The organism is Lysinibacillus sp. FSL W7-1291, assembly GCF_038593415.1.
In the GTDB taxonomy this organism is placed as follows: domain Bacteria; phylum Bacillota; class Bacilli; order Bacillales_A; family Planococcaceae; genus Lysinibacillus; species Lysinibacillus fusiformis_D.
Window position 1 is genome coordinate 2563918 of sequence record NZ_CP151994.1, and the last position, 19642, is coordinate 2583559.

A 19642-nucleotide genomic window follows, 5' to 3' on the forward strand; every position below is an offset into this window, starting at 1 on the left:
TTAATAGTCATTTTCCTTTCAACTCAATGCTTATTCAATAGTAGAGATAGTGCCTCTTCTGATGAAATGTCATCACTTTCAAATGCCTCAAGAATATCGCTTAATTCATCTTTGGCATTATAAAAATGATCGCAGTATACAATTTGGTCTTGGAATGTAGGATTACTATATAAATCAGAGATTTCAAATTTTAAATCAATGAATTTATTTTTAAATAAATGAACAAATCTTAAAGCACTTAAAGAACTTCCTCCTAAACTAAAGAAATTATCAATTTCTTTAATCGTTGAAATACCTAAAACTGTTTTCCAAATTTCACGTATACTCGCTTCAATCTCAGATAGTGTAAACTCACTTTTCACTACTACTTCTTCCGTTGAAATACTTTCGTTTTGATTGTTTTTTGACTGATTAAAGCGCTCTACTTCGTTCCAAAAACGCTCGCCAAATGGAATTTTAATAACTGGTTTAAGATAATGGACTTGCTCTAAATCAAAACGTGAAATCAGACTCCATTCATAGCCTTTAGTGAAAAATAAGTTCAATGAATTTTGGAAATCTACAAAATCAATTGGAGGTATGGCCGTATCACTCCCAAAATCTTTTTTATCGTCTAGTATTAACGTAAAGTTCATCGTTTTGCCGTTGATTCCTTTTTGATTCAAATACCCAGCCATTGAGTCTAAATATTGATTCACAGCGCAGCATTCACTTGCAGATTTTGTACCCATTAAAGAAGAGATTGAAGAAAATAGGATAAAGAAATCTAATGGCTCTGGATTTAATTCCTTTTCCACTAAATAAGTGCCGATTACTCGGTTATGAATACCTTTTTTGAATTGACTAAGCGTTAATTCTTTTATCCATAGATGGTAAAGTTGTTTGACTAACATGAACGCTCCATTGATTTCACCAAAATCTTGTCTAATTTTCGCAAATGTTTCTTTAACAGCGTGTTCATCTGTCACATCACACTGCAAGATTGTAACTGTAGAACCTCGACTTTCAATCTCCATAATTGACGTCAGTTTATAAATCAACATTTCATCTTCTGGTTGATTATTCTCAATAATCTTTGCCCATTCCATTCGGTCTGGTAATAAATTTCTAGCTAATAAAATTATATTGACATTTTGCTTTTCACTTAAAAACTTCCCTAATTGAACACCTAAATATCCTGTACCACCTGCAATAACATAGTTTCCATTCTCTCTTACTATAATTTCATTGCCATTAAAATCATCGCTTTGTCTTTCAATAACTTTTGTATATCTTTTTGATTTTCTAAATGCCACTAATTCTGGGCGATGCTCTTTATCTTGTTGTAACTCTTTTAATAATTGTGTAGCAATGTCTTGAGAACTTCCGTCTAAATCATGATCGATCGAATAGGATGAAATAGTCGGCTGTTCCTGTGAGATAACTTTCGCTAAGCCAAAAGTTGTTACCCTAGCAGGAATTATTTTTTCATTGTCCTGAACTTGCTCTGTTAATGACGACATGACATTTAATTGAATTGGATGTGTAACTTCAAACTCTAATAACATCTTTGTTATATTGAATAGTGAGAAAATACCTTCTTCTTGGGATTTCTCCATATTTTCTTTTGTTTCCATTGTTTCATCTAAGTGCTTGAATGTGTAAGAATGGATAATCCCTTTTAAATTCCTTAATTCATCCACACCTATATTTTCAAACAGCTTATACATATCTTTTTCGGAATTTATGTCAATACCATATTGTTCCGTTGTATATTTTACAAATTTGTCTGATTCAAGTACTTCAATTATTTTTATACCTAAAGCAGCCATTCTGTTTTTTAGCTCAACTATATTTTCATCATCTTTATTCACAAAGAAAAGCCAAGTTGATCCTGCTTTTAATGCTACATCAGTAGTCGTATTATCATAAGGATAATATAACCATTTCTTTTCGAAAAATAGCTCTTTCGTCTGATTTTGGAATGCCTCTTTACTAGATGGCCATATTCTTCTTGTATTAAAAATACTGACTGGCAACGGAAGTAATTGCCCATCTTTAAATAATTCACGACATTCCTCTGTAACATTGTTACCTTCTAAGTATCGCTGCATTAGCGCTTTATCTGCTGATGATGAAGCGGTAAATTCATCTAGATTTTTAATACTATCAACTTGTGTTTCATGTTCATCAGCTAAAAATATGCCTTGTGTATAAAAATTCTTCGGGACCTTTTCGAATGTTCTTACATTTAATAATCTTTCGACTTTTCGAAGTAGTTCATGACAATCGCTTGCAAAAATACATACTCTAGACTGTTCATGGCTTCTTCTATTATTTAATGTATAGGCTAAATCTTGAATACTGTAATTTTCATTATTTTTAAGATGACTAGCTAAGGTTTTTATTTGATCCCAAAGCGCTCTACGAGTTTTACTTGAAATAAACAACGGTGTCAGTTTTTCAGTTACTTGCTCCTGTTTATGATGTCGATACTCCTCTAGTACCACATGAACATTCGTGCCACTTATGCCTATTGAATTAACACCTGCTCTTAAAATTTTATGCTCATCAAACGTTTTATTTTCTGAGCTGACTTTGAACGGTGTTTCTTTGAAGCTTATTTTAGGATTTTCTGCTACAAAATGATTAAGACCTGGAACTGTTCTTTTTTCGATGGATAGTACAGCTTTTATTAATCCTGCAATACCTGCAGCATCACCCATATGGCCAAAATTCGACTTAATTGAACCTAATTGACATTCAACAGTCTTATTTGATTTTTGTAGATATGCCTTTTTAAGTCCCTCTACTTCGAGTAAATCACCTACTTGAGTACCTGCGCCATGCGCCTCAACAAAATCAATATCATTAAATGATAACTTTGCATCGTCCAGAGCATCCATGATTGCTTTAGATTGAGCGTCAGGATTCGGAACTTGCATCCCATTTGATGCACCATCGCTACTTATACTTGAACCCTTTAGAACAGCATGAATGTGATTATTGTCGTTTATGGCATCAGATAATCTCTTTAGAACAATAGCAGCAACCCCTTCACCTCCGATAATTCCATCTGCACTTTCATCAAATGGTGAACATCTATATTTTGTGCTTCTTACAACATAATCAGGCGCTTCCTCTTCCCAATAAGGGAATAAATTCAAATTCACTCCAGCGACTACCGCTAAGTTACAATCCCCCTGCTTAAGCGCATTTTTAGCAACATGAACAGCGGCTAAAGAAGAGGAACAACTCGTATTAATTGTCATAACTGGACCTTTAAGATCGAATGCATATGATAAATGGTAGCCCAGATTAGCAGGTATATTTGAAATAAAAGCCCGCTCATCTTTTTCTTCAAATAAATTTAAATAATCAAATGCAGGATGAGGAGTATGCGCTATAAATACGCCAGTATTTGAATCCTTTAGATGATTTTCCTTGTATCCTGCCATGTACAAGGACTCTAATGCAACCTGTAAAAACAAACGCTCCGCTGGCCCCATAAATTGAGCTTCATGTTCATTCAATCCGAATTGTTCAGGGTCAAACTGTTCAATGTTCGTTAGCCATGAGCCATACGATCTTGGATCATTCGTTAAATTATTTTTCAAATGGTTATACATGTCATGCAATTTAGGGTTAGAATTAACAATTAAATCAAAACGCTCTTTTGAAAATTCAGTCACAAAATCCTTTTTATTTATGAGACCTGTCCATAGATCATCCAGGTTTGAGACATTAGGAAATCTTAAAGACATACCAACAATTGCGAGTGGTTCACTTGTTTCTTTTTCCATTTCATCTAGTAAATTTAATGCTAAATTTGTATCCAACTTATTTTCTTCTACTAAACTTAATATTTTTTTAGACATTGTGCTGTACATCATTTTCTTCTCTCCTATCAAAGTCTTTAATGTATTTTAGTTGAGCGAAAATTGCCACAGTTAATATAATTAAGCCTCCAGCTAGTAAGAGTAGTGTCCCATACACTCCTCGTTCTCCACTACCTAAATAAGGGATAATATTTACGTTTGAGGCAACTAATTTATCAGCAAGTATTCCTCCTAAAATGTAAGCGACGGGTAATGAAATCCAAGCGAATGTTCTAGCAATTGAAAAAACTCTTCCTAATAAATTGGGCTCCGTATGGAGTTGAATTAAAGTTAGTGTACCTGTATTAACCACTGGCAGTAATAACCCTAAACCACCCCAAAAAACGGCAATTAATAGCATATTATTGAATAACCCTGTTAACGTTATAAAAACACCAATACCAAAATTCGAAATTAGTACTAACCATATGATGTGTTTCTTCAATTTGATGAATGACATTAGTATTCCGCCTAATACCATCCCTCCTCCATATATAGAGCTTAGTAAACCAAATTGTTCAACAGTTCCAAAGCTCAATATATACGGCTGTCCAACTACTTGATTGAACCCTAGTGCAAAATTTAAAACCGTAAATAGTAACACTAACGTAAGAAGTGATTTATGCTTGATTAAATAATTGAAACCATCTTTTAGATCACCTAAAATGGAGTTATTCTCATTGCTATCTTCATTGTCACTGTTCTCTTTCACGCTTAATTTTGTCCAAAGTATTAAGAGAATAGGAATGGCAATACAATAAGTAACTAGCTCTGCCCCAATGATATAGATAATACTTCCAAATCCCATTATTACACCACCAATAACAGGACCCAGAACATCACTAGTCGATGATGCCATGGAAAATACACCATTAGCTCTAGATAACTTTTCCTTTGGCACTAGGTTAGGTGCTAATGTTTGTAATGCTGGTGTTTGCATAGAGCTAACTATAGAAAGAGATATAGCACCAGCAATTACATGAACCATACTTATATTCCCTAGTAAAAGGGAGGAGAAAATTATTGAAGAAATAATTAGTCCAATAATATCTCCTAGTAATATTAATAATCGTGGACCTTTCCTATCTATCCAAATTCCTATAAAAGGCGATAACACAATTGCTGGTAGAAATCCCGCAACTAAAACGACCGCAAAACTAGATACTTGACCTGTACTTTGGTAAGCCCAGACACCAAGCCCAAACCTTGCAACAGAAGAACCTAATAAAGATATAAAATGAGTAGCTACAACCATTAAAAAGATTGTAAATCCTCTGTTTGTTGGTTTGCTAAAATAAGTTATCATGTACTTTGGGGCTCCTTTGCATTTCCACTACATTCAACCAAAGCTTCTTCAAACTTAGATAAGAGATGTTGAGCTTTTTCATTACTAATCACTTGTGTATCTACCTCTAAGCTTAGATTAAGTTTTCCATCCAAAATAAAGATGTTTATTTCCAAAATATTAGAAAGTTCATTATCAGGATGAATAGCAGGGGCCTGAGGAAGATTTGAGGAGTACTGTAGCACTCCGTTCCCTCCATTTTTACTATTTGTGGAAGTACTAATATCGTTATCAAAATCCCCTAAATAATTGACCAATATTGATGGTTGAATATGCGTAATGTTGTTATTTTCTTTGATCCACCTTGCTATCATAAAGTCCAGTCCACTGCCAATTTCGCTCAATGCTTGTCCAACTGTGTAAAGCATTTCTTCGACAGTATTTATTGTCACCTGTAGCGGATACATCGTAGTAAACCAACCTATTGTTCTACTAAGATCTAATGCTGATTGGCGACTATCTCGTCCATGCCCTTCAAAGTTAAATAACACATCTTTTTGACCGAATAGTTGACTAAACGCTTGAGCAAATGTTACGGCAATAAGAACATCAGGTTTATAAATTTCTGAATGTTTTCTAGCATTTAAAAATTGCTTTGTACTTTCTTCACTTAGCGTTTTCGTTACATGATATCGATCCTTAAATAAATAATCTTTTCTGACAGGCTGAATGCATAATGGATGTACATTTTCCACATCTATATTTTCCCAATAAGAATAATTCGTGTGTAATTCTTTTTTATACAATTCTCCTATCCAATCCGAAAATTGCGTCATAGGGAAGCTGATCTTATCTTCACCATTTACAATAGCTACATAATTATTTTCTAATTCCTCTAATAGAACCCTCCATGAAACTCCGTCAACGACTAGATGGTGAATAAAGAATGTTAAAATAGGCTTCTTAGATGTTAGGAACACTACTGCTCCTATTGGTAATACCTTTCCAAAATTAAAGTTATTTTGTAATTGGAATTGAATCTTTTCAATTTCTTCTTTTAACATACTTGGAGGTGTTAATTTTAGATCTTTCACAATTAGCTTAAATGTGTTGACTAAGCTTGGTTCAACAAAAGCCTTTGGTTTGCTCTCGTTCACATCAAACCATGTCAGCAAGCTCTCATTAACCGAAATAATTGATTGGAAAGACTTTTCTAAAGCAGCCACATCCACTTTCTCAGGCAATTCTACTGACATTAATAAGTTCCAATAGTGGGCATGTTTAAATGTTTGTTGGAAGAACCATCTTTGCATTGGAGCAAGTGGAATCTCCTTAGAACTTAATTCCTGCCATTCTTTTTGAATGTCCATTTCTTTAGTAGTGTTCATAGCGATTTTTCGAATACTTCTACAATTAAAGATATGGTCAATTTTCAAATTAATATTTTTTTCCTTTGCCTTTGAGATAAACTTTAATGCCTTGATGGAGTCTCCTCCAATTTTAAAGAAATCAGAATCAATGTTAAATTGACGGTCACTTAAAATCCCTTTTAGTATAGACAGCAACTCTCTTTCAACCTCTGTCAAACTACTAATATCATCTGTCTGAACTATTCTGTCGTCGTATAATTCAGGGCTTGGCAGTGAAAGTCTATCTACTTTTCCACTATTAGCCATTGGAATTTGTTCTATTTTTTGATAATACGTAGGAATTAAAGATTCTGGTAAATATCGTAAAAGGTACTTTTCAATATCTCTTTGATTAATCTCTTGTTGACTGACTAAGTAAGCACACAGCTGTTCACCAGATTCATTTTTATATAATTTAACCACAGCATCTTTAATACTTGGGATTTCTCGCAAATATCTTTCGATTTCTTCTAGCTCCACTCTATGGCCACGAATTTTAACCATATTATCTTTACGTCCATAACAAACGATTTTTCCGTTAGGCAATACTTGCCCCAAATCACCTGTCTTATATAAATAGCCTGAGTGTAAATGTTTAATATGATTAGCTATAAACTTAGTTCTAGTTAAATTAGGCTCTCCCAAATAGCCTAGGGCAACACTCTCACCACTTAATACGATTTCACCAACACCATATGAAGGGACTAGCTGATTCTGATTGTTCAAAATGTAAACAGAAGTGTTATGAATCGGTAATCCGATTGGCGCATGGATATAATCTGAATGTAAATCTTCTTCTGTTACTTCATGATAAATCGTTCCAACAGTAGCTTCAGTTGGCCCATATTCATTAATGATACGAGCATAAGGGAATTGATCTCTCAACGTTTTACATAATGATATATCTAAAGCTTCTCCCCCTAGGATGAAGCACTCTACATTTGGTGCAAATCTCTCATCCTCAATTAAATACTGGATCTGTTTAGGTGTGCCTTTTATCGTTATTGTTTCTTTTATTTTGGCTACACTTTCAAAAGCCTGATCGATTTCTCCTTCACAGCATATTATTTTTCCACCCGTTATTAACGGAATAAACATGGAAGTAATCGTTAAATCGACAGATATTGAAGTGAAAAATGGCATATTTAACGATCTTCCAGTAGATGAATAGTATGCAGTAGCCCAGTTCAAATAATTATTAAGGTTTTTACCTGAAACAACTACACCTTTTGGTTTTCCAGTACTACCGGATGTAAAGAGAATATATGCAGGAGAAGTTTTAGCAAAAGAATTTAACTCAATCTCTACATGCTCGTCTAGATGAATTGCTTCACTTAGCATATTTTTAGAGCTGCTTTGTTTATATTTTTCGCTCTTCTCTTTAACAATGATGACAGCATCAAATCTATATTGATTTAGCTCATTGCTTACAGTGTATGTCTTCTCAGAACATTCAATTTGTATATCAGCACCGATATCACTGAGAAGCTCTTTTAAAATTTCTTCATTAATAAATAAATCTGTATCCCAATCTAATTTAGTATTCTTATCCATATTTTCTTCTTTAAATGCTTGTAAAGAAGAGACAAATTCATCTTTTTTATCGATATTTAATAAATCTCCCAAGAAGATGATTCCGCCCTCTTTTAAAGAGTCAATAGCTTTTTGAAGTACCACCTTTAAATAGCCATAGCTCGGGAAACAATGAATAACACTATTAATGACAACCGCATCTAATGCTGTTTCAAACTTCTTAAAGGCATGAGCCTTGGAAATGTCAAATTGAATATTGTTAAAGTTAGATTTTTGGGCAATCTGTTTATTCCTCTCGATAATGGAGGAAGATAAATCCATAGCTGTATATGTTTTCGTATATGGAGCAAGAGCAAAAGTTGTCAAACCTGAGCCACATCCAAGCTCTAATACATTTGAATCTTGAGGTAAATACTTTCTTATTTTGTTTACTGCATTTTCCGCATACTCTTGCATTTCTAAGGAACTGAAAGCTTCACCTGTATAACTACTATTCCAACCACTAGCCTCTATTTCTGTTTTCTGCCCTTCTGCAAAATAGTTCCACAAAGATTCGTTCATTAATTCACTTGAATCAACAACAGCACACTGATCTAAATCTGTTTCTCCTAACACCATAACCGTTTGAATATTGTCATTTTCAAATAACAGCCTATTACACAATGAATAGAATTTCTTTTCTGAAATAATAACGTTAGCTTGACTTTGTTTGATAATAGATTCAATTCTTGCTTTTGGATTTTTAGGTGATACAGGTATAAATGTGACATTACTCATTAAACAAGATAAAATACCTAAAATGGCTGTTCTATTATTGTCAGAAATAATGACAATATTTTTGATTTCACTGTTGCTGTTCAATAATTTTCTTGCTATTGATTTACTTCTATCTACCAACTCTTGATATGTTAATGAACCTTCGTTATCTTCTAATGCTGTTTTTTGTGGGTTCTTTTCTGCCATCATTAAAATGGTATTTAAAAAGTTTCTGCCATCTTCGACAAATTGACCATTTATAACACTTTTACTATTTTCTACATCGGTGTTATTTAATTCATGCTCATGTAAAACCATTTCTAGTATTTGTAAATACGTTTCAATTAATGAATCAATAAATTTAGATGAATATACACCGTCATAATACTCAAGGTTGCAGAATAACTCTCCACTTGGTAATTCAACGAATTCGAATTCAAGATCCCATTTACTAGTTTTGTGTTCAGAAACAATAGGTGTTAATTCTGCATCGTCAAAAGCTGATGTCGTATTTTTAAATTTAAAATTTTGAAGTGCCACGTTTATATTAAATAAAGGTGAACGACTAGTATCTCGAGGTAAATCTAATTTCTCCACTAATAAATCGAAAGGATATTCTTGATGCTTAAAGCTATCCAATAACATGGTCTTGACATTTCTTAATAATGTAAGGAAATCATCCTGTTCTTCATAATTAATCCTTAATGGGATAGTATTTGTGAATAAACCAATAATTTTCTCTAATTCTTCATTCAATCTTCCAGATACTGGTGTCCCGATCACCATATCCGTATCTCCAGTCATCTGATTAATAAGTTTAAATACACTTGAAACTAAAACCATGTATAATGTACTTTCATTTGTATTAGCAAAAGTTCTTAATTGATCTGCTAATGTAGCACTAATATCAAACCTTTTTAGCTTTCCTGTATAGCGGAAAGTACTTGGTCTTAATTTATCGCCTGTGATTTCGGTAATCGGAAGACTTCCGCTTAATGTATGAAGCCAGTAATCTTCATGTTGTTTAAATCTACCACTTTCTATATTTTCACGTTGCCATGCAGCAAAATCTACATACGTATTTTCTATTTGTGGCAATGTTTCATGTATATTATTACTACTATTGTACAAAGTGAAAAGTTCATCCGATAATAGCGATAATGACCAGCCATCTACTATAATATGGTGCATCATTAAAGCAAACAGACTTTTATCTTTTCCTGTTTTATACACAAATACTCTTAAAAGGGGTCCCGTTTCCAAATCATACGGAGTTTCTTTCCAACGATTTATTTGATCCATAGCTTTTGCTTCAGCATTATCTTCTAAATGAAAATCTTTGTATTCAAATAAATAGTTTGGTTTTTGCAGTATTTTCTGTTTATTTCCATTCTCATGCTTTACAAAAACTGTTCTTAACGATTCATGTCTCTGTGAAAGTAAATCGAATGTTTGGCATAATCTCTCAATGTCAACTAACCCGTTAACTTTAAAAATAAACGGAGTATTGTAAACCATTTTTTGATCTGTTAATTGTTCTATAATGCTTAATCTGTTTTGACCGTATGATAATGGATATTCATGATTTTCAACACTAATTTGAGGTATTTCCTCTGTTGATTTTGAATGATCATTGTTTAATTGTTTACTTAGTTGTTCAAATGTAAGGAATACATCATCTAATACAAAGTCTCTCTTAAATTGTTTTTTCAAACGAGTAATAAATTGTAGCCCTGAAAGAGAATTTCCACCTACTGATATAAAACTATCCGTCTGCTTAATATTCTCTGTTTCTAGGATTATTTCTGCTAAACGAATGATTTCTTCAAGATTTGTTTTTCCTTTTACCTCTATAGCCTTTACGCCAGCCTCACTCTGTAACCAATAAGATTTCTCATCAAAGTAGTATGTAGGTAAAGAAATTTTATAATTCTTCTCATCCTGGAATTGTTTATGCCAACTACATTTTTCACCTGTAATAAAATCTTCTGCCAATTTTTTGATATTGTGATCGTCATGGGTTGTCATATCAATAATTTTTTCCCAATTAGCCATATCAAGATTGATTAAATTTTTACATGCGGCTATTAGATCGTCTATTGTCTCAGCAATAATGGCTACTCTTATTTCATGATGCTCCCTACCTGTACACATCGTATATGCTAAATCACTTATATTAATCATATCCCCAGTTAAATTGGAGAAATGTTCAATAGTGCCTCGCAAAGATAATTCAGATTTAGCAGAAAAAGGAATAACATATGCTCTTTTATTATGATCTTTCTTATGGATTTCAGCCTTCGTTGGAGCTTCCTCTAATAGTAAATGTACATTTGTACCATTAAAGCCAAAACAACTTACACCAGCTACAATAGGTTCATTTTCTTTTTTATTACTTTTAATGTTAAATGGTAATGTCGGAATAAAAACTGGAGAATTGACAAAATCAATATGTGTATTTGGTTCAACTAAATTTATTGTAGGTGGAACTATTCCTTTTTTTATTACATGTAGCGCTTTGATTACACCTGATAAACCTGCAGCTCCATCAAGTAAGTGGCCAATATTTCCCTTCACAGAACCAATTGGCAAAAATTGTTTATCTTTATTACTTCGTTCAACTGCTTCTTGAAGGCCTCGTATTTCAATAGGGTCACCTAAATGAGTACCTGTCCCATGCGCTTCAATATAGTCAATTTGCTCAGGCTTAATGCCAGCTAAATCCCAAGTTTCGGCTAATAAATCTGCATGTGCTTTAGGATTTGGTGCAGTAATACCTGCTGAAGTACCATCATTATTTACTTTAGAGGCAATTATAACAGCGTGGATATTATCATTATCTTCTATTGCTTGATCTAAAGGTTTTAATAACAGCGCTACTGCCCCTTCTCCTCTTCCTATCCCACTTGCTGAGTCGTCAAATGGCTTACACTTTTGTTGCTCAGACATAATACCCGCAGCATTCATAAAAAGTTTTTCACTATTTATTGGATAAGGAAAAATATTAACACCACCGACTAATGCCGTTTCACAATCATTATTCATTAAACCCACACAGGCTTCGTGAATTGCCAACATTGAAGAGGCACAGGTAGCATTCACAACATAAGACGGTCCTTTTAAATTAAAAATATAAGAAATTCTTGAGGCCGTAAAAGCAGGAATATTACCTGGAACACTTAATGGTGTGAATTCAGCCAATCCTTCAGAGTAATTGGTCATAGCTGCTGAAATGTAAACACCTGTATTTGAATTTTTTATACGACTCCCTGCATAACCAGCATCTTCAAAACATTGGTATGCAATTTGAAGGAATCTACGCTGTTGTGGATCCATCACTTTTGCTTCAGCAGCTGAAATATTAAAAAATCCAGCATCAAATTTATCAATTTCATCTAGCCATGCTGCATCCCAAAACGGCTTCTCCTTTGAAATTTTAAGTTTTTCCATATTATTAACAAGGAATCCCTCACACAACGCTTTCCTACTATCACTTAATTCTGTTATTTTGTCCTGTTCATTGCTTAAAACATTCCAAAATTCATCAAAATTTTTAGCACCAGGTAATTCCGCAGAAATTCCGATAATTGCGATCTTTTTATCTACTTTCGGTTTAGACTCACTTTTAATTTCATTCACCGATTCAATGATTTGTTTCGCTGCATTTTTTGTTAGTTCTTTATTTTTAAGAAGATTTAAAACTTGAGGTATTAATTTACTCATAATATTTATCCTCCTCTAATATCAGATTATTCAAAAAATATTTTTCTAAGGCCGAAAACTCTTTTATCTTTAGTTGTTGCTCTGATGGAAATTCATTCATTTTACTGCATACGGAAATTTTATAACCATTAATCAAGTTATATTGCTTGAAATAATAAGGATAAGGACTAATATTTTGTTCAATTGAAATTTCATTATTACTAGTCTCTATGGAGAAAGAATCTAAAGGAATGCTTAAACCTAATCCAATATTTTTCACAAAAGCTTCCTTCAAAGTCCATAAATCATAAAAATGTTCTTTTTTCCTTTCAGTTGGCGTTTGTTTGTACGAAGCGTATTCTATACGTGAAAAATAATTTTTAATTATTTCATCATCGTAATTAGCTTTCATCTCTTCAATATCAATTCCTACATCACAATTGCCAATGACACATATGACCCATTCACCTGAATGAGAAATGTTAAATTCATAATCTCCATTGATACAGTATGGCTTCCCATATGTATTCGTTTGGATATTTATTTCAGAAGGATGACATTTTAAATGCTTCATCAATAAATATTTCATCAACAATTCAGCTATTAAGGATCTATATGCATCTATTTTATTTAAGTAAGCTTCTATTCTTCTTGCTTTTTTTGTACATACAAAATTCATTAGTTCAGAATAATTCGAAATATGTACAGGTACTTTAATTAAACAAATTTCTATCACATATCACGCCCCCAAAATGTTCTCCACAACCCCAGAGTAAAAATTCCTTAAAATTACATTAAAGGATATTTACTTATAAAAATAAATCTATTTTCCAATTACAATATTAAACACCCTGGAATAAATAGTCAATAAATAACCTGCCTTATTTTATAAAAAATACCAATTATGTTATATTTACCATTCGTTGTTCTTAGTCTATGAGTATTTACATAGAGTCTTGTTAGAACTACTAAAAATCATAAAAAAAAAAAGGATTCTTCCCTATAGAAGTCCTTTTAAAACAAAATTATACTATGTTGATATGTATGTTTATTAGGAAGTTTTCTATACCCAACACATTCAATCACTCAGATTAATTTCCAATACAAATCAGCAGAAGAATATTCTTCATAAAGAAACACAACATACTAAATTGAACAGCTTAAAACATTCCTTCAATCACCTACTTTCAGTGTCCTGCTAAAAAACTTGGACAAGTCCAACAATTTTTAAGGAAGCTTCAATTTATTATTCACAGATAACATACGGATGATCACAATCAAAATAACAATGACTGACAATTGAAGTGGGCTGCTCCACCCTGCCCAGATGCAAAGCCCACACAAAAATGTTAAGACAGCATGGATTTCTTCTCTTAGTGCGAGCGGCGTTCTCCCCGCTAACAAATCTCGGATCATGCCACCGCCAACACCAGTAAACATAGAAGCTAGAATAATAATACCTAGATCATGATGGAGGCTTTGCGCTAACAATCCTCCTTGTATTGCAAAGGAAGCAAGGCCAATCGAATCAAAGAAATAGCCCCAGCGGTTCCAGTGATGAATCCAATTCCTTTTGACAAATAAAATAGTCGTCAGCGTGACTAAAACAACTAATAAGGATTGCCGCTCCCATATATCTGATACTGGTATATCCAGTACGACGTTGCGAATAATGGAACCTCCATAAGATGTAGTAAGTCCAAGCACAAATATACCAATAAAAGAATATTTGGCCTGTAACGCAACAAATGCGCCACTTATCGCATAAGCAATAATACCAATGACATGTAATACTGACCAGGTCACATGATTCAACTCCTCTTTTTTATACCTATATACATAAAAAAGCCCATCATAAAATAGTTGCGTGGTTACTACGCAAGCTATTTTATGATGGGCTAATATTCTAGCAGTTTTACCTACTAATTTATCCATCTCACCATATATACGTTCAAAATTCCATAGAAGCTATGCAATATTACTATGACATAACGACCATAAAATTTCCCAGTAAAATTATAATCGATTTCGTTGTTAAACTCAATATAAAATTTTGATTACAGTGTTTCATACATAATTTGGCCCATTTGGGAAATGTCATAATCACCTAATGCAGCCACCTCAGCTTGGAAATCTGGTGCGTTTAAAATTTCCTTCACCGCCTCAATTAGTTGTTGATTTTCAGGCGTTTTTAATAACACAATGTCGTAACGCTCTCTGACAGCGGGTATAAAATCGACAGGGATGAGCTTGGCGATTTTTTCAATCCCAATTCCAACGTCTGCATATCCATTTGCTACAGCAGAGGCAACGTCGAGGTGGCTCATTTCTTCATGGGTATACCCTTTAATCATGGATGGTGCGATTTCATGAATACGCAATTGCTCGTCTAGTAAAGTGCGAGCACCTGAGCCTTTCTCACGATTAATAAATGTAAATGACTTTGTTTTAAAATCTTCAAATGTGTGGATTTGCAATGGATTCCCTTTTTGAACATAAAAACCTGCTCTACGTGATACAACATTGATGAGGACAAAGGCATGACTCACAAAGATTTTTTTTACATAAGGCGTATTATAATCTCCTGTATCTCCATCAAACATATGTAAACTCGCAATATTACAGTCGCCATGATACATCGCCATGACACCATTAAAACTACCTTCATGTGAACGTAATACTTTCATTGTTTGTCTTTTCTCAAGATATTTTGCTACTATATCCAACACTAAATCTTGCCCACTAATAATAATTTTCGACTGATTTTTAGGTGAAGTAGCTACAGGGGACATAGCTGGAGTGGTACCTGTTTTACGTTTTTGTATATAGGCTTGCAAGTCCGCACGATCTACTCGCATTTGCCGCCCCACACGGAAAACTGGCAAATCTCCCTTTTTCACCAAATCATAAATGGTTAATTTCGAAACCTTTAATAATTGTGCAACTTCTTCAATCGTATAGGATTGATCTTGTGACATATAAACATTCTCCTCCTATAAACCTCTCTTTACATGGTAACGCATTTATAGCTTGATGAACATCTTGAAATTTTCTTCCAACACTATCTTTCTTTTTTACTTATAACTGATTATAATTAGCTATGTCTTGTTATAACGAGTTATAAAAGGAGTACAATCATAGTGAAAAAATTTTATAGTTTATTTGCGACACTATTATTACTAGTTGGTCTATTAGTAGGCTGTGGTAACCAAGAAAAAGAGGTGGCAGCAAACAAACCCGTTGAATTAACAATTTCTGCAGCAGCAAGTTTACAGGATGCCTTAGAAGAGCTTAAAACAACTTATGAAGAAGAGCATGATACGATTAAAATCCTCTATAACTTTGGTGGTTCAGGTGCATTGCAACAGCAAATTTTACAGGGTGCTCCTGCAGATCTTTTCTTTTCTGCAGCGGAAGATAAATTCGATGCACTTGTAGAGAAAGAAATGATTGATCAAAAGCAAGGAACGGATCTTTTAGCGAATGAATTAGTCTTAATCGTTCCAAAAGACAATGAAAAACAAATCCAATCCTTCGAAGATTTACAACAAGCAGAGAAAATCGCGCTCGGTACACCTGAAACGGTTCCTGCTGGACAGTATGGTGTGGACACATTAAAGCATATGCAACTTTGGGATTCACTTGAATCTAAAGTGGTGTATACAAAAGACGTTCGTCAAGTACTTACGTACACAGAAACAGAAAATGTGGATGCAGGAATCGTCTATAAAACGGATGCCCTAGTATCTGATAAAGTCGATGTCATTGCAACTGCAGATGATGCTACACACGCACCAATTATTTATCCTGTAGGTGTGCTAAAAGCGAGTAAGCATGCGCAAGAAGCAGAAGATTTTTATCACTTTTTACAAAGTGATGAGGCTATGAATGTCTTTAAAAAGTATGGGTTTAAAGGAGCTCAATAAAAAATGAGTACCGATTTCTGGTCTCCACTTAGACTTTCCATTGAGATTGCCTTCGTCGCAGGCATTATCGCGATCATAGCAGGTATTTTCATGGGCAAATGGATGGCAACCCACCATTTTAAAGGCAAGCTAGTACTAGAAACCGTATTATTGTTACCCTTAGTATTACCTCCTACTGTAGTAGGCTTCCTGCTCATCGTCATTTTCGGGAAAAATAGTCTATTAGGAAATTTTATTATTTGGCTATTCGATCAGCCCGTCATGTTCACATGGTGGGCGGCGGTTATCGCTTCTACCATTGTTGCCTTTCCATTAATGTATCAATCGGCTAAAACAGGCTTTGCCTCTGTTGATCGCGATATTGAACATGCGGCACGTGTGGATGGGGCTAATGAACGGCAGGTCTTTCTTTTTGTATCAATTCCTCTTGCATTAAAGGCACTCGTGTCTGGCGGGATTTTAAGCTTCACTCGAGCTTTAGGTGAATTTGGGGCTACCTTAATGTTTGCGGGGAATATTCCAGGGAAAACACAAACAACACCGCTCGCTATTTATATGGCGATTGATGCGGGTAACATGACCCTTGCCTGGACATGGGTTTTGTGCATGATGGCTATTTCCTTCCTTTTGCTACTTAGCATTCATCTTCTAAAAGTATAAAAGAGGTAGTTGGTTCAATCCAACTACCTCTTTTTCTCATCCCCCACTGATAGGTGGAATAAAAGCGATTGTGTCACCAGACTTAATGATCGTTGTATCCGTTGCAAATTCCTCATTAATCGCTGTCATCATTTGCTGTAATGATAGCTGTGGATAGTGCTGTTCCATCCACTCTTTCAATTCAGCCACTGTCACATCTGACAGCTCTACAGTTAGCTTAGGCGTACCAACTGCTTCCTGCAAGTGAGCAAATAATAAGATATTAATCACGATTTTCCTCCTTCTGAATGCCTGGTTCCCCTTGCGGATAGGGGACATTTTCTAATTGATCGCCAATCCATTCCGTACCGTCCTCCCAATGCTCTTTTTTCCATATTGGCACAATTTGCTTAATACGGTCAATCGCATACTCATTCGCCATGTAAGCGACTTTACGATGTGGTGATGATACGGCAATGACTACAGCAATATCAGCAATATCTAAATGACCTACACGATGGGTAATGGCTACTTTCGCTTCTGGCCACTGCTCTTGTATTTCCTGCGCAATTTGTTCAAACATTTTAATGGCCATCGCAGGATAAGCTTGATATTCCAAGTGCAATGTTTTTTTACCATTTGTGATTTCACGCACGGTGCCAATGAACAGTGTAATGGCTCCAGCATTTCGACTCAGAACCTTTTGTCTAACTTCCTCTACATCAATGGGTTTATTGATAACTTCAAATAACGCTGTCGTCATGATTCTCTCCTCATTTCCTTCCATAAAAACTCCATATATTGCGCTTCTTCATGTATCGAAAAGGCTGGGACAGTGGGTGAGGAATCCAGTGGATAACTTGGCCAATAGAGCACACAAATGATCTGAGATACTTGCTGTAATAAAGCTTGATCCTGTGCAGTTCGTACAAGCACAACCTTCGGATAATGTTCATTTTTATACCCTTCAACCAGAATGATATCCATTGGAAGGGACGCATAAAGCGCAAGTATTTGAGACAGTTGCCAGCTATTTTGCTGAATACTCATACGTAAAGTACCCTCCCCCTCCACTGCTGTGACACTCGCACCTGCCAGCTCATGTCGACTACTATCCTTCGAAGCTTCTATCATCGGCACACCACCGTGACCATGATGTTTGATGGTTCCTACTCTTAACCCTTCCGTTGTCGCTCTCTTAATCAATTGCTCCATCAATGTCGTCTTACCACTATTTTGATAGCCAACTATCTGTAAGATTTTTCGATGTTGTCCCAAGGCCACTCACTTCCTTGCAAATCTTCTAACAATAAGACCGTTACTGACATGCCTTTTTCATAGCCACGCGAGCCACCTGGTAAAACGATGAACGCATTAGCTGATGCTAAAGAGGAAACTGCACTCGACTTATCAAAACCAGATGGCACAGCCACTAACTGACCTTTTTCATAATAAGCATGTGCTCTTACAAAGCGTGTAAATGGATTAGCCTTTGTGAAATCCTTACCTAAAATAGCTTGCTCTCTACGTAAATGGGGCTGTGAATTACTGTAGGCAGTGCGAATAATCGGACGTACAAACAGCTCAAAGCCAACATAGCAAGCTGAAGGATTTCCAGAAAGTCCAAATAATAATTGTCCCTCTCGAGCAGCTACTGTAGTCACACTACCTGGGCGCATTGCCACTTTGTTAAACAATACCTTTGCATTTATCGCTTCGTAAATGGCTGGTAAGTAATCGTAATCCCCTACGGAAACGCCACCCGTTGTAATTAACATATCAACTTCCTGTAAAGCTTTTTCAACATTCTCAATACATAATTCAAGATCATCGCTAAACTTGCCAAAATATTTAACTTCTGCTCCAGCGCGCTCAATTTGAGCCATCATCATATACGCATTACTATTGCGAATTTTGCCTGGCTGTAAAGGTTCACCGGGATCTAGTAATTCGCTACCAGTGGCCATCACACCAATGACTGTTTTACGAAAAACAGGTACTTGTTCATAACCAAAAGTAGCGAGTAAGGCCATCACCCCTGGATTAATATATTGACCTTTTTCAATGAGAACAGCGCCTTGCTGCACATCTTCCCCTTTATACGAAATATTGGTCCCCGCTTCAAAATTCCGTTTAATCGACATACACATTTGTTGATTTTCTTCGAAAGTATGGGTTAATTCTAGCATGACTACTGCATCACACCCTTGTGGGATTGGCGCACCTGTCATAATGCGGACAGCTTGTCTATGACCAACTACTTCGTCATAGACATAGCCTGCGCCAATTTCCCCCACAACCTGAAAGCGGACTGGATGTTCTGAGGAGGCTTCTTTACTATCAATGGAGCGAATAGCGTAACCATCATAAGGAGAACGATCAAATGCGGGCACATCATGATCAGCTCGAACAGCTTCTGCTATAAAACGTCCATGGGCCTGTGTTAATGGTACAAGCTCTTTTTTTGCTGGGAAGGCATAGTCCATTACACGATGAACCGCTTCTGCCACAGGGATTGGTTGTCTTTTTTCTATC

Annotated in this window: 12 protein-coding genes; 2 read left to right on the forward strand and 10 right to left on the reverse strand. The window is 35.1% G+C overall.

The genetic code is table 11. The annotated features are described in order from the left end of the window. Nucleotides 1–23: 23 nt before the first annotated feature. The 6 genes from NST76_RS12450 to NST76_RS12475 form a co-directional block, all read right to left on the reverse strand. Complete coding sequence (locus NST76_RS12450) at nucleotides 24–3872, reverse strand: beta-ketoacyl synthase N-terminal-like domain-containing protein (RefSeq protein ID WP_342543943.1); 3849 nt, start codon at nucleotides 3870–3872, stop codon at nucleotides 24–26. Beyond that, a complete protein-coding gene (locus NST76_RS12455; protein ID WP_058844580.1) occupies nucleotides 3850–5163 on the reverse strand; it encodes an MFS transporter in 1314 nt (437 codons plus the stop codon). The genes NST76_RS12450 and NST76_RS12455 overlap by 23 nt, the downstream gene beginning before the upstream one ends. Beyond that, entirely contained in the window at nucleotides 5160–12563 is a 7404-nt protein-coding gene (locus NST76_RS12460) for a condensation domain-containing protein (RefSeq protein WP_342543944.1), read from the reverse strand. Before NST76_RS12460 ends, NST76_RS12455 begins: the two co-directional genes overlap by 4 nt. Further along, nucleotides 12556–13278 (reverse strand): 4'-phosphopantetheinyl transferase superfamily protein, encoded by a 723-nt coding sequence (locus NST76_RS12465; protein WP_230593783.1) that lies wholly within the window; start codon nucleotides 13276–13278, stop codon nucleotides 12556–12558. The genes NST76_RS12460 and NST76_RS12465 overlap by 8 nt, the downstream gene beginning before the upstream one ends. A 491-nt stretch (nucleotides 13279–13769) precedes the next feature. Continuing rightward, entirely contained in the window at nucleotides 13770–14348 is a 579-nt protein-coding gene (locus NST76_RS12470) for a TRIC cation channel family protein (protein WP_036120593.1), read from the reverse strand. A gap of 251 nt (nucleotides 14349–14599) precedes the next feature. After that, the gene (locus NST76_RS12475) at nucleotides 14600–15520 is read right to left on the reverse strand and encodes a helix-turn-helix transcriptional regulator (protein ID WP_036120596.1); all 921 of its coding nucleotides are present in this window, start codon (nucleotides 15518–15520) and stop codon (nucleotides 14600–14602) included. A gap of 162 nt (nucleotides 15521–15682) precedes the next feature. Between NST76_RS12475 and modA the strand changes: the two genes are divergently transcribed. After that, a complete protein-coding gene (modA, locus tag NST76_RS12480) occupies nucleotides 15683–16468 on the forward strand; it encodes a molybdate ABC transporter substrate-binding protein (RefSeq protein WP_036120599.1) in 786 nt (261 codons plus the stop codon). 3 nt (nucleotides 16469–16471) lie between these two features. Beyond that, entirely contained in the window at nucleotides 16472–17128 is a 657-nt protein-coding gene (modB, locus tag NST76_RS12485) for a molybdate ABC transporter permease subunit (protein WP_036120602.1), read from the forward strand. Between the two features lie 36 nt (nucleotides 17129–17164). Here modB and moaD read toward each other — a convergent pair whose 3' ends face one another. Genes moaD through glp form a run of 4 tightly spaced genes read right to left on the reverse strand, consistent with a single transcriptional unit; the run spans nucleotide 17165 to nucleotide 19641 of the window. Continuing rightward, a complete protein-coding gene (gene moaD, locus NST76_RS12490) occupies nucleotides 17165–17398 on the reverse strand; it encodes a molybdopterin converting factor subunit 1 (protein WP_058844578.1) in 234 nt (77 codons plus the stop codon). Beyond that, the gene (locus tag NST76_RS12495) at nucleotides 17391–17870 is read right to left on the reverse strand and encodes a molybdenum cofactor biosynthesis protein MoaE (protein WP_036120622.1); all 480 of its coding nucleotides are present in this window, start codon (nucleotides 17868–17870) and stop codon (nucleotides 17391–17393) included. The genes moaD and NST76_RS12495 overlap by 8 nt, the downstream gene beginning before the upstream one ends. After that, nucleotides 17867–18391, reverse strand: coding sequence for a molybdopterin-guanine dinucleotide biosynthesis protein B (gene mobB / locus NST76_RS12500; RefSeq protein WP_230593784.1), 525 nt, complete (start codon nucleotides 18389–18391; stop codon nucleotides 17867–17869). The genes NST76_RS12495 and mobB overlap by 4 nt, the downstream gene beginning before the upstream one ends. Continuing rightward, entirely contained in the window at nucleotides 18355–19641 is a 1287-nt protein-coding gene (gene glp, locus NST76_RS12505) for a gephyrin-like molybdotransferase Glp (protein ID WP_271913585.1), read from the reverse strand. The genes mobB and glp overlap by 37 nt, the downstream gene beginning before the upstream one ends. Nucleotide 19642: the final 1 nt, after the last annotated feature.

What these genes read in the sequence shown, in the direction of transcription:
- NST76_RS12475 (WP_036120596.1), bottom strand. Translation starts at nt 15,520, where the DNA reads ATGTCACAAGATCAATCCTATACGATTGAAGAAGTTGCACAATTATTA.
- NST76_RS12460 (WP_342543944.1), bottom strand. Translation starts at nt 12,563, where the DNA reads ATGAGTAAATTAATACCTCAAGTTTTAAATCTTCTTAAAAATAAAGAA.
- NST76_RS12455 (WP_058844580.1), bottom strand. Translation starts at nt 5,163, where the DNA reads ATGATAACTTATTTTAGCAAACCAACAAACAGAGGATTTACAATCTTT.
- NST76_RS12495 (WP_036120622.1), bottom strand. Translation starts at nt 17,870, where the DNA reads ATGACGACAGCGTTATTTGAAGTTATCAATAAACCCATTGATGTAGAG.
- modB (WP_036120602.1), top strand. Translation starts at nt 16,472, where the DNA reads ATGAGTACCGATTTCTGGTCTCCACTTAGACTTTCCATTGAGATTGCC.
- NST76_RS12450 (WP_342543943.1), bottom strand. Translation starts at nt 3,872, where the DNA reads ATGATGTACAGCACAATGTCTAAAAAAATATTAAGTTTAGTAGAAGAA.